This window comes from Rhizobium leguminosarum (genome assembly GCF_004123835.1).
GTDB classification, from domain to species: Bacteria; Pseudomonadota; Alphaproteobacteria; order Rhizobiales; family Rhizobiaceae; genus Rhizobium; species Rhizobium leguminosarum_M.
The window spans coordinates 224,795-237,581 of record NZ_MZMU01000024.1 but is presented as its reverse complement, the minus strand read 5'-3'; the positions used below and the strand labels follow the sequence as shown (position 1 = coordinate 237,581).

Annotated in this window: 9 protein-coding genes; all 9 read right to left on the bottom strand. The window is 61.9% G+C overall.

Annotated elements, in window-relative coordinates; all coding sequences use genetic code 11:
• Positions 1-34: 34 nt before the first annotated feature.
• Positions 35-1,369 carry a glucoamylase family protein gene (locus B5P46_RS30855; protein WP_129422043.1) on the bottom strand — a complete coding sequence of 445 codons (1,335 nt, stop codon included), beginning with the start codon at positions 1,367-1,369 and terminating at the stop codon, positions 35-37.
• Between the two features lie 253 nt (positions 1,370-1,622).
• Complete coding sequence (locus B5P46_RS30850; RefSeq protein ID WP_129422042.1) at positions 1,623-3,461, bottom strand: ABC transporter ATP-binding protein; 1,839 nt, start codon at positions 3,459-3,461, stop codon at positions 1,623-1,625.
• 25 nt (positions 3,462-3,486) lie between these two features.
• Positions 3,487-4,242, bottom strand: coding sequence for a DUF1028 domain-containing protein (locus B5P46_RS30845; RefSeq protein ID WP_129422041.1), 756 nt, complete (start codon positions 4,240-4,242; stop codon positions 3,487-3,489).
• Between the two features lie 2 nt (positions 4,243-4,244).
• On the bottom strand, positions 4,245-6,029 hold the full coding sequence (locus B5P46_RS30840; protein ID WP_129422040.1) for a gamma-glutamyltransferase family protein: 1,785 nt from the start codon (positions 6,027-6,029) through the stop codon (positions 4,245-4,247).
• 21 nt (positions 6,030-6,050) lie between these two features.
• Complete coding sequence (locus tag B5P46_RS30835) at positions 6,051-6,926, bottom strand: ABC transporter permease (protein WP_027666974.1); 876 nt, start codon at positions 6,924-6,926, stop codon at positions 6,051-6,053.
• Positions 6,923-7,870, bottom strand: coding sequence for an ABC transporter permease (locus B5P46_RS30830; protein ID WP_129422039.1), 948 nt, complete (start codon positions 7,868-7,870; stop codon positions 6,923-6,925). The genes B5P46_RS30835 and B5P46_RS30830 overlap by 4 nt, the downstream gene beginning before the upstream one ends.
• A 166-nt stretch (positions 7,871-8,036) precedes the next feature.
• Positions 8,037-9,545, bottom strand: coding sequence for an ABC transporter substrate-binding protein (locus B5P46_RS30825; RefSeq protein ID WP_129422038.1), 1,509 nt, complete (start codon positions 9,543-9,545; stop codon positions 8,037-8,039).
• A gap of 91 nt (positions 9,546-9,636) precedes the next feature.
• Positions 9,637-10,368: a FadR/GntR family transcriptional regulator gene (locus B5P46_RS30820; RefSeq protein WP_129422037.1), complete on the bottom strand. Its 732-nt coding sequence runs from the start codon at positions 10,366-10,368 to the stop codon at positions 9,637-9,639.
• A gap of 207 nt (positions 10,369-10,575) precedes the next feature.
• On the bottom strand, positions 10,576-12,018 hold the full coding sequence (locus tag B5P46_RS30815; RefSeq protein ID WP_129422036.1) for a M81 family metallopeptidase: 1,443 nt from the start codon (positions 12,016-12,018) through the stop codon (positions 10,576-10,578).
• Positions 12,019-12,787: the final 769 nt, after the last annotated feature.

Here is a 12,787-nt window from a genome sequence, read left to right as displayed (position 1 = left end):
CGGGCTCTATCACTTTCGATTTCCGGGCTTGGCGCTAGCCGAACTTGCGCACCACTTCTTCCGGCTCGATGCCTTCGAGCCAGCCGCCGGTAAAGCCGGCACGTTCGAGCCCGAGGCGGATGACCGGCGATTGCCGCATCAGTTTCCAGATGAAATCCGAACGGTCGTTCTCGATGGTCATGACGACAAGGCCCTGGTCGATGCCGACGGTGCGGTCGTCGACCCAGCCTTCCGGCCGCTTGGTCTTGACCGTCGGGTTGAAGCCGCCAGGAAAGCCGCCTTCCAACAGCAGGTTCGGATAGGTGGTCAGAAGCGCCTTGGTGCCGTCGAGAGCCGCCTGCCGGTCGTAGGGCAGGCAGGCAAGTGCCGCCCAGGGTGCGATCGTGCCGTCATCGGGGCCGAGCGGTGCGCCGCGTGCGGCGTAACCCAGCACCTTCGGCTGGCGGCCGCCGCGCATGCGCCGTGTCGGCGGCGGACCGTCACAGGCGGAGAAACCCCAGATATTCTTGTTATAGCCGACGAACTGGCCGGGATTGCGCTCGGCATAATCACGCTGGACGTTGATCATCACCTGCGTGTTGCGGAAATAGTCCCAGTTCCGCTCCGCCATCGGCTTGTCCTGAATGGTGCGGAAATCGATCCAGGCATGCGAAAAGAGGTGGATGAAGAGCGGCCCGGCATAGAGATAGGACTGCTCGCCGTGCAGCATCCAGGAATAGCTTGACGTAAAGGCGTCGTAGCTCGATTGCGGGATCGGGTGCGTCGGCGAAGCGAGCGCCAGTGTATAGAGGATGATCGCCTCGTCGAAGCCGTGATAGCGCCAGCGCAGGAAGCCGGAAGAGGGCTTCCAACCCATGGCAATAGTGTCGCCCTTGTTCAGCGCCCAGCGCCAGTCGACGCGCTCGTAGATGAAGGTCGCGAGCTCACGGATTTCGGTTTCCGTCTCGTCGTCTTCGCGATTGAAATATTGCGCAGCCGTCAGGATGCCGGCGACGAGCAGCGCCGTGTCGATGGTCGAAAGCTCGCTATTCCAGGCGCGATGGCCGGAATCCATGTGCAGGAAATGATAGAAGAAACCGCGATGGCCGGTCGCGTGGCGTTCCTCGCCCTGCCGCGCCTCGGCGAAGAACCGCAGCGTATTGACCGTACGCTCAGCTGCTTCCTCGCGGCTGATCCAGCAACGCTCGACACCGACGGGATAGGAGGAAAGCGCAAAGCCGACGGCTGCGATGCTGCACGGAACCCCGCCGATCGATGTGTCCGCCACAAGGCCATTTTCGGGATTGGTATATTTCAGGAAGTACTTGAACGCCGAATGCTGCAGCCTGTCGACGAGCGCTGCATCAATGTCTTCAATCCGTTGCAGCATAGGCTCCTACCCAACTGTTGCATCGCCCCATGCTTCAACATGGTGGCCGTCCCCGGGCAAATCAAACCTTTTTGATTCGCAAGGATAAGAGAACACAAAAGGGTGGAATCGGTCGTTAATAATTATCGGTAAAATAATATCTAGCAGAAGTCATATAAGCGGTGCAGCAAAAAGACGGTCCGCGCGCCACCGGCACGGGTTATTTTCCCGCAACACTTGTTTTCCTTATGCTTTGGAGAGCGGGTTTTCACGTTCAGGCGGCTTCATCGAGCCGCACCAGATGACCTGCCGACACTTCCCGATATCGGCGCGGCGGCGCGACGTAGCCAACCGGGCGAACGGGGCTCTTGAGCTCGTCGGTTCCGAGGTTGCGCTTGATACCGCGCCGTGAGGGATCGGGAACAGGCACGGCTGCCATCAGCTTCTTCGCGTAGGCGTGCTGCGGGTTGCTGAACAGTTGCGCGCGCGGGCCGATCTCGACGATTTCGCCGAGATACATCACCGCGACCCGATGACTGACCCGCTCGACCACCGCCATGTCGTGGGAAATGAACAGGAAAGCGAGGTTGAGGCTTTGCTGCAGGTCCATCAGCAGATTGCAGACCTGCGCCTTGATCGACACGTCGAGGGCCGAAACGCTTTCGTCGGCGACGATCACCTTCGGATCGAGTGCGAGCGCGCGGGCAATGCAGATGCGTTGGCGCTGACCGCCGGAGAATTCGTGCGGATAACGTTTCATCATGTCGGGTTTCAGCCCGACGCGTTCGAGAAGATCGGCCGCCTTTTCGCGGGCCTGGGCGCCGGTGCCGAGGCCGTGCTCCGTAATCGGTTCGGCGACGGCGGCGCCGACGGTCATGCGCGGGTTGAGGCTGGCGAAGGGATCCTGAAAAATCATCTGGATGCTGCGGCGCATCCGTCTGAGACTGGCCGCGTCAAGGCTCAGCACGTCATAGCCGGCGAGGCTGACGCTGCCGCCGTTCGGCTGGACGAGGCGGGTGATCGAGCGGCCGGTGGTCGACTTGCCGCAACCGGATTCGCCGACGAGCGACAGAGTCTCGCCCTGGAAGAGATCGAAGGAGACGTCCTCGACCGCATGGATGGCGCCGGTCTTGCGGCCGAGCAGGCCGCCGCGGATATCGAAACGGGTAACGAGGTTCTTGACTTCGAGGATCGGCGTCCGGCGGCGGTCGACGGTATCGGCCACCTCGACCGGCTCGCGGCGTTCGCCGGTCGTGGTATCGACGACGGGGAAACGCAGCGGCCATTTCCGGTCGGCCATCGAGCCGAGGCGCGGCACGGCCGAGAGCAAAGCGCGGGTGTAGGGATGCCTGCCGCGATGGAAGATGTCGTCGGTGGTGCCGGTTTCCACCGCCTCGCCGCGATACATGACGATGGTGCGGTCGGCGATTTCGGCGACAACGCCCATGTCATGGGTGATGAAGAGCACGGACATGCCCTCTTCTTCCTGCAGCATCTTGATCAGATCGAGGATCTGGCCCTGGATCGTCACATCGAGCGCCGTCGTCGGTTCGTCGGCGATCAACAGTTTCGGCCGGCTGGCGAGCGCCATGGCGATCATGACGCGCTGGCGCATGCCGCCGGAGAACTGGTGCGGATATTCGTCGAAGCGCGAAGCGGCGTTCGGGATGCGGACCTTTTCCAGCAGGCGCACGGTCTCGGCTCGCGCCTCGGCCTTGCCGATATCGCCGTGGCAGGTGAGCGCTTCGGAGATCTGGCGGCCGATGGTGAAGATCGGGTTGAGGGATGTCATCGGCTCCTGGAAGATCATGGCGGCGTCGTTGCCGCGCACCCGGCGCATCTCCTTTTCCGAAAGGGTGAGAACATCCTTGCCGTTCAAGGTGATGGCGCCATCGATGCGGCTCGATCCTTTGGCGAGAAGCCGCATGATCGAAAGGGAGGTGACGCTCTTGCCCGAGCCGCTTTCGCCGACGATCGCCACCGTTTCTCCCGACATGACGTCGAAGGAGACGTCGCGCACCACCGGCTTCCAGTCGCCATCGACGAGGAAGGCGGTCGTCAGGTTCCGGACGGAAAGAACCGGGGAGGCGGAGGCTGAAGAAACATCACTCATGTCGTTGCCTTGTTCTTATCTGGGTTCATGTCTTCAAAGGCGTGGCGAAGGAGGCGGATGGCCTGCCTTCGGCGATGCGGGCTGCTTCAAGAGCGGCGATCTTTTCATCGATTTCGCGCCGGTCAGTCATTCCGTTCGGATTTTCCCGCGTCGCCATCGTCTCCGCGACATGCAGGTAGCGTTCACCCGCCACCGCATGGAGGCGGACAAGCTCGGCGAGCGGATCGGGATGATCGTCGGCGCGGAGGCTCAGCCACGGATAATCCTGGTCGCGATGGATGACGAGGGCGGCGGACTGCCTGCCGCGCTTGTCGCCGCCGGCATCTTCGCCTGCCTGCATCGCCAGCAGCAGGCGTTCGGCCAACGGCTTGTCCATCGCCTTGTTATAGGTGGCAAGCGTCTCAGTGATGACGTCGGGACCCGCGAGCATGTTGCCGGCGACCGAGACGTTTTCGTCGATCAGATGCCCTGCCCAGTCGATGCATGCGGAGCCGGTGAAGGCGGCGTTGTGCCCCTTCGCATCGATGAGGTGCAGCTGCCGTTGATTGCGGCCGGCGTCACGCGCGGTCAGCTCGGCGATGATCTCCTCTGTTGCCCTGCCTGCAGCCAGCAGCGACAGTCCGTCGACGCCGTAAAGCGGGCTGACGAAGGCCTGCGTGGCGACGGCGCCGATGCCGCCGCGAATATGCGGCACGAGAGCGCCGACGGCGAAGAAGCGGCTCGCGACGGCGATGCCGAGATGACCGGTCAAGGGATCACGGGCGACGATCGACCAGGTCATGACTATCTCCCGATCGCATAGGCCTGCATCAGGCGCGGGGTGGCCGCGGCGCGCAACAGCCCATCGGCATCGCGTCTCGCGGCGGTCAGCCGGCCGATCGTCCAGGGATCGGCGACCGTCAGCTTGTGACCCTTGCGGCGCAGGGCATCAAGGACATCGGGACCGAAATTCGCTTCCGCCATCAGGCTGCCGGGTTCGCGAGTGCGCGGATAGAAGGAGCCCGGAAAATGCGAGGTGTGGAACAGCGGCTGGTCGATCGCCGCCTGCAGGTTCAGCTTGTGATGCGCGTAGCGCAGGAAGAAGGAGAGCTGCCACTGCTCCTGCTGGTCACCGCCGGGTGTGCCGAAGGCAAGCGTCGGGCGGCCCTCATAAAGGCCGAGCGACGGCGTCAGCGTCGTGCGTGGCCGTTTGCCCGGCGCAAGCGAGGTCGGCAGGCCCGATTTCAGCCAGAACATCTGGGCGCGGGAATTGAGGCAGAAGCCGAGGCCGGGCACGGTCGGCGAGGATTGCAGCCAGCCGCCGGACGGGGTGACGGAGACCATGTTGCCGTCGCGGTCGATCACATCGATATGCACGGTATCGCCGCGTTTTTCGGAAAGATGCGCCATGGTCGGCTCGTAGACGGCGCCGGTCTTGGAATCCGCGCCGAGCATCTTCATCGTCAGATCATGCTGCGCCTCGAAGCCTGGAACGATGCCGGGGCGAAGATCGAAGGAGGCGTCCGCGCCGACGAGCTTGCGGCGCTCGGCGGCATAGGCCTCCGACAGCAGATGCGCGACGGGGATCTCCGAAAAATCAGGATCGCCGTAATAGACTTCGCGGTCGGCGAAGGCGAGCTTCATCGCTTCGACGACGGTATGGACGAAATCGGCGCCAGCGGGGGCCATCGCGGCGAGATCGAAGCCTTTGAGGATCGAGAGGGTCTGCAGGAAGACCGGACCCTGGCCCCAGGGGCCGATCTTGGCGATCGTCCAGCCATGATAATCATAGGTCAGCGGCTCCTCGATCGTTGCCGACCAGTTCGCCATGTCGTTGGCAGTCAAAACGCCCTTGTGGCGGTTGCCGCTCGCATCCATCACCTCGGCGGTCTTCAGATAGTCGTCGATCTTCTCGGCGACGAAGCCGCGATAGAAGGCGTCGCGGGCCGCCTCGACCTGCGCTTCCCGGCCGCTTTTCACTTCCGCCTCGGCGATGATACGCTTCCAGGTTTCGGCAAGCACCGGGTTCCTGAAATTCGCATGCGCTTGGGGGGCGCTGCCGCCAGGCAGCCATGTCTCGTAGGAGGTCGGCCATTCCTTCTCGAAGAAGGCGGCGAGCCCCTTGATGGTGGCGGAGACGCGCGGTAGCATCGGATGGCCGTGCTCGGCGTAATAGATCGCCGGTTCCAGGACATCGCGCACGCTCATCGAGCCATAGTCGCGCAGCATCAGCATCCAGCCATCGAAGGAGCCGGGGATGACGGTCGCAAGCAGCCCGTCGCCGGGGATCAGGCTCAGGCCTTCCGCCGTGTAGTGTCCGATCGTCGCACCGGCGGGGGCGGGGCCCTGCGCGCAGATGACCTCGACCTTGTCCTTTTTCTCCGAATAGATCACCGCCGGCAGGTCGCCGCCCGGACCGCAGAGATGCGGCTCGACGATCTGCAATACGAAGCCCGTCGCCACTGCCGCATCGAAGGCGTTGCCGCCTTTTTCAAGAATGCTCATGCCGACGGCCGAGGCGATCCAGTGCGTCGAGGTGACGACACCGAAGGTGCCGAGGATCTCGGGACGGGTCGTGAATGCGGTCATGTCAAATGTCCTTTCGAGAAATCATGCTTCGCGCGGATCAAGCGCATCGCGCAGGCCGTCGCCTAAGAGATTGAAACCGATGACGACGAGGAAGATCGCGGCACCCGGCCACATCGCCATCCATGGCGCCTGGGAGAGGAAATTCTTGGCGACGTTCAGCATTGAGCCCCAGCTCGGCGCTGGCGGTTGTTGCCCGAGACCGAGAAAGGAGAGGCTCGCCTCGGCGATGATCGCGGTGGCGATGGTCAACGTCGCCTGCACGAGGATCGGCGCAAAGACATTCGGCAGGATATAGCGGGTGATGATGCTCGAGGACCGGAGGCCGATCGAGCGGGCGCCCTCGACATATTCCTCGGTCTTGACCGAAAGCACCTGGCCGCGCGTCAGCCGCACGAAGACGGGCATGGCCGAAAGGCCGATCGCGATCATCGCATTGGTCAGGCTCGGGCCGAGAAAGGCTGCAAGCGCGATCGCGGTGATGAGGAAAGGCATGGCCAAAAAGGCCTCGGTGATGCGGGAGATCACCATGTCGATCCAGCCGCCGAAATAACCGGAGATAAGGCCGAAGGGCACGCCGATGACAACGGCGATCGCGACCGAGAAGACGCCGGCCATCAGCGAGGCCTGCGCGCCCCAGATCATCCGGGAAAGAATGTCGCGGCCGATGTCGTCGGTGCCGAGCCAATGGGCGGCGGAGGGCGCCTTGCGGATCGCCGACCAGCTTGTGGCGTTCGGATCGGGAATCGGAAGAAGGGGCGCGGCAATAGCGAGGATCGCGAAAAAGGCGATGATCGCAAGGCCGACGAGGGCGCCCTTGTTGGCCTTCAGTTTCCGCCAGGCGCGGCTCGGCGTGCGGTCGATCGCGGAGGGAATGCCGGTCTCTCCGATCGCGGTCATAGAGCGGCCCTCATGCGCGGATTGAGCAGGACGTAGAGAATGTCGGCCAACAGATTCATCAGGATGAAGCCGATCGCGGTGCAGATCACTACGCCCTGGACGACGGCGTAGTCACGGTTGAAGACGGCGTCGACGATGAGCTTTCCGAAACCCGGAATGGTGAAGATCTGCTCGGTCAGCACGGCGCCGGCGAGCAGTTCACCGAAGAGCAACGCGGTCAGCGTCACGATCGGAAGCATGGCATTGCGGAAGCCGTGTTCGAGCACGACCGAGCTTTCAGCAAGCCCCTTGGCGCGGGCGGTGCGGATGTAATCGGTGCTGAGGACGCTCAGCATCGCCGAGCGGGTATGGCGCATCAGCGTCGCAGCCAGCGCGTTGCCGAGCACGAAGGAGGGCATCAGCATGGTTTCCAGCGAACGCAGCGGATTGCTGAAAAAGGGCTCGTAGCCTGATGCCGGCAGCCAGCCGAGATTGACCGAAACCAGGAGGATCAGCATGATGCCGAGCCAGAAATTCGGGATCGACAGGCCGGTCAGCGCGATGATGTTGGCGAGATAGTCGATCATCGTGTTCTTCTTGACCGCCGCCAGGATGCCCATCGGCACGCCGATGACAAAGGCGAAGATCATCGACATGATGGCAAGCTGGATGGTGACCGGCAGCTTTTCGCCGACGAGCTGCAGAACCGGCTGGTTGGTGCGTAGCGAGATGCCGAGATCGCCCTGCAGGGCAGCACCCAGCCAGCGGACATATTGATAGGGCACGGGATCGTTCAGCCGGTATTTCTCGCGCAGGAATTCGAGAACCTGCGGGTCGCGTTCCTCGCCGGCCATGGCGAGGATTGGATCGCCGGGCAGCAGCTTCTGCAGCGAGAAGACGAAGACCGAAATGATCAAAAGCGTCGGTATGGCGACCAAGAGCCGTTTGGCGATATAGGTGTACATGGGCGATCCTGACACGACTAAAGCATGTCGCGCAAAAGTGCGCAGCGGTTTTGCGATAACGACATGCGTAAAACAAAAAGCTAAAGCGCGTGAAGCGAATCTGAAAGATTGCGACGCGCTTTAGAATCATGCGGCAGACGGTTTCCGCCGCATGATTTGCTTATGGTCAGCCGGCTTTCTTGACGCCGACGAGGCGGATCATGCCATCCGGCGACGGAACGAAGCCGGTGATGTTCTTGTGCAGCGCCCAGATCCAGGACTGGTGGCCGAGATAGATGATCGGCAGATCGTCGTTCAGGATGACCGCGGCGGCATCATACTTCTGCTTGCGCACGGCATCGTCGGTCGATGCACGGGCTTCGTTCAGCAGCTTGTCCACTTCGGGATTGCAGTATTTCGTGTCGTTGATGCCGCCCTTGCAGGTGATGAACTGATGGATGTTGCCATCGGGATCGACGCGGCCGGACCAGTCGGAACGGCTGAGCTGATAGTTGCCGGCGGTCTGCTCGCTCAGCAGCGTGGCGAATTCCGTCGATTTCAGGCTCACGTCAAAGCCGGCTTCGCCGACCATCGACTGGATGATCTGCATCATCTGCATGGCAACGGGATTGTTCGGGATCTGCAGCTCGATCGGCACACGGTCGAAGCCGGCTTCCTTGATCAGCGCCTTGGCCTTGTCGAGATCGCGGGCGGGGACGGGAATATCCTTGTCGAACCACGGGCTGCTCGGCGGGAAGGGCTGGTTGCCGGAGACGGCCGTGCCTTCATAGACGATCTGGTTGACGGCATCGCGGTCGATCGCCAGCGAGAAGGCCTGGCGCAGGCGCTTGTCCTTGCCGAAAGGATTGTCGGCACGCGCGCCGTTGCCGATATTGGTGTAGAGCGCCATGTAGCCGGTGCCGACGGCGTCGGCATAGACCAGGCTCGAATCCGCCTTCACCGCTTCAGCGTCGGTCGCCGCCAGACGCTCGATCATGTCGAGATCGCCGGACCGCAGATTGGCGAGGCGCACCGTCGTATCCGGGATCGGCAGATAGGTGAGCTTGTCGATGAAGATCTTGTCCTTGTTCCAGTAGTCCTGGAACTTTTCGAGCACGATGCGGTCCTGCTGGACGCGCTCGACAAACTTGAACGGACCGGCGCAGACCGGGTGATCACCGAACTTGGCGCCGAGTTCCTTGGCGGCCTTCGGCGAGACGATCATGCCGGCGCGGTCGGAAAGCTGGGCAAGAAGTGTGACGTCAGGCGCCTTGAGAGTGAACTTGACCTCGTATTCGCTTGTCGCCTCGACCTTTGCGACCGAGCTGAGTTCGCTCTTGCGGCGTGATTCCGGCAGGGTGACGTTGCGCTCGATGGTGGCGACGACGGCTTCGGCGTTGAACGGGGTCTCGTCGTGGAACTTGACGCCTTGGCGCAGCTTCATGGTGAGCTCTTTGCCGTCGGCCGACCAGCTCCATTCGGTGGCAAGCTGCGGCACGATCTTCAGGTCCGGTGAGACGTCGACCAGCTTGTCGCACATCGCGGTATAAACGATACGGCCGACGAAGGTGCGCGACTGCGCGGGATCGAGCACGTCGGCATCGTCCTGCAGGCCGATCTTCAGGTCGCCGGCGAAGGCAGGAAGCGCAAACAGGGCGCCGGCGACAGTGGCAGTCAGCAATTTGGCGATCTTCATTCCATTCTCCTCTGTTCTGTTTGTTTGGTTTTTGCTTCCATTCCGGCGGTTATGGCCCGCCCGTCTCTTTTCTCCCTGCTCACCTCCCTGCTCAGGCGAGGGTCTTGTCGACCTCCGTTTCGCTGTGATCGAGCGAGGTGATGCGGACGAGGCTTTCCTGCAGTGTCAGCAGATGCTGGCGCATCGCTTCGCCCGCCCTGGCAGGATCACGAGCGGCGATCGCATCGACGATCGCCGTGTGCTGGTTAAAGGTGACGGGCCGCGTCCGGCTGGCGCTGCGGGCTCGCTCGCGGATCGTCTGCCATGCTTCGTCCTGGCGCACCCGGTTGATGACGTCGAAGATGGTGAGGAAGAAACCGTTGCCGGCGCATTGGGCGATCTGGCGGTGCAGCGCCCCGTCCCAGAGTTCGCGCCCGTCGGCATCGGTGCTTTCGTAGATCTTCTTCACCAGATCATACATGCGCTCGATATCGGCGGCCTTGGCACGCATGGCGGCAAGCTGGGCGAGCTGCGGCTCGATGCGCAGGCGCACTTCCATGACTTCCATGAGATCGGTGCCGGCCACGATCGAGCCGACATGATCGCTCCAGCCGTCGGGGCGCGGGCCGGCATAGGTGCCGGAGCCCTGGCGGCGCCAGATGCGACCCTCGGCCTCCAGCACTTCGAGGGCGCGACGGACGGCACGGCGGCCGACGCCCAGCATTTCCGAAAGAGTGCGCTCGGTCGGCAGCTTGCCGTCGGCGTCGAGACTGTCGGACCGCAGGAGGGCCCTCAGCCTCTCCAGCGCGTAATTCGAATTGCCCTGCGTCTCATCCATCGGTATTCGCTTTAAATGGTCCGTACCAATTTTCTATTGGTTCAGTGCAAACCAAATCGTGCCGACCGTCAAGCGCTTTTTTGTGCAAATCCAAATCTGCCCGTTTTTTGCTCAAATCCCGCTATTGCCGCGATACGGGAAAACAGTCGATCGCAGCGACGGGGCGGCGCCGCGATCGACACTATCATCCAGAAAAATGCAATTGGTTCAAGCTCAGGCCGGCGTCGAGCGTGCGGAGAGAAAGACCTGCGGTTCGAAAGCAAAATCCTTGTCGAAGGGGTAGGTCGGATGCTGCTTGCGCAGCCGCGGCAGGCGCTCGACAAACTGGTCGACGACACCTGTTGATAGCGCCATCAGGTTCGGATTGGCGAGCGGCGCCAGTTCCGGCGAAAGATAGCCCGATTTGACGACGATGATGCTGGCCTGGTGCGGGTCGAGACCGAGCCGGGTGAAATCGACAATGTTGTGATAGGGCCGGCGTTTGGCGGAGAGCACGAGATCGATACCACTGATCGAAACCACCGCCTGGCGGTCAGAGGGATCTGAAGTTTCGTGCAGGAATTTGACCGTGAAGCGGGCGATGACCGGCTTGCTGCCCTTGGTATCGAGCGAGGCGCCGACGCTGAGCTCCAGTTCCGCGCCGATGCCTGCGGCATAACAGGCCTCGGTCGCCGCCTTGTCGGCGATGCCGGCAAAGACGACGCCGGTGGCGCCCCTGGCAATCAGCTCTGCCAGTACATCAGCCCGGTCCCCGACGCCGCCGCCTGTGGGGTTGTCGCCGGATTCGGCAAGCACCACTGGCGCGGTCGGGCTTGCGATCGCCCGTTCGACACATTCCTCGAGCGAACCTGTCTCGCAGCCGAAGACGAAGTCTTCACGCACGTCCCAATAGGCCTTGGCGAGACGTTTGGCCTCTCGCTCCAGCACGGCGCGGTCGGTGCCGGTCATGATGGCGGCGGCGGTGGCGCGCGGTTCGTCGGCCCAGACATAGCCGACCATCAGCGATGCATCCCAGACGCCGTCGATCGCGTCGATCCCGGGCAACATGCCATAGAGGCTCTTTGCCGGCTCATCGACGGTGCTGGTGCGCTCCCCGGGCAGCACGACGGGGATCGGCGCCCAGAGGACGACCGGCCTCTCGCCGGTCTTCAGGCTCCTCACCAGCATGGAGACGGAGCGGCGCATCGTCTCCTCGACATCGATATGCGGCGCGGTGCGATAGGTGGAATAGATGTCGAGCGCATCGATGATGCGCTGCGTGACATTGCCGTGCAGGTCATAGCTTGCCGAAACCGTGCAATCCTTGCCGACCAGCGCGCGGGCAGCAACGATCCAATCGCCTTCGGCATCCTCCATGCCCTCGACATACATGGCGCCGTGCATGGCGAGGTAGAGACCGTCAAGCGGCAGCATCGGCTTCAGCCGCTCGAGGAATTCGCCCTTGAAGGCCTCGTAAGTGGCCCGCGAAACCGGGCCACCGGCAATGGCCCGGGCATGGATCGTCGGCAGGAATTCGGCATCGTAATCCTTGAGGAAAGCGAAATAGGGCGCGGCCAGCAGGGCCTCGCCGCGCACGACGCGAAAATCTTTCTCCTCGTTCAGGACGGGATTGTATGTGCTGCACTCGGTATGAATGCCACCGACGGCGATGCGCATGGGAAACCTCAGATGTTGGGAGCAATCAGGACGTTATGGGCGGCGATGCTGGCAAGTACCTCGTGACTGATGGCCCGCGGAAGCTCGCGCTGCGATGAACTGAATATGGAGGGCTTTTGATCCGAAGACATACCGTCCTTATCTGGCCGATGATAGTTCGCAAAATGAATCGATCAACGGCAATTAAGTGAAAATCAACTGCTGCGGCAATCGACCTTTACAGTGACACTGTCGGGTTGCAGGCCATCGGTTATTCTGCGCCTTTCATCTAACTTAGGGGCAGGCGAAGGAGGCGTAGTTGATGCTCATAGATACCCTTTAGCAGCGTCCTTGGTTTCAGCCCCGTCCATCGTCGAAAAGATTGACAAAATTTATAGTTAGGTGAGATTGCACCAACACAACGCGCGGTCACAATGCCAAGTCCCTTCCTATATTCGACAAATCCATGGTTTGCTTTGGAAGTCTCTCGGAGGTATCGAAATGGAGAAACATATGCATGGTGCAGTGAATATTTCTCCTCGGCGGATCAGGCGATTGGTACAGCGGCTAGTTTGATAGCGGCGTCGTCAGATCCCAAGACTATTTATGAGCAACTGGCGCATGCGATTGATACTGACGATGCACACGATGCCAGGATCCGGGGATATAAGAGCACATTCAGAAAGCTGGCTGCAAACTGGCTGGTTGAGGGTTCTATTTCACAATCGTCTTGTGACGAAATTAAAGCATCTTGCCGCTCCCAAAGTTTTAGAATTTGGCGGCCGGTCCT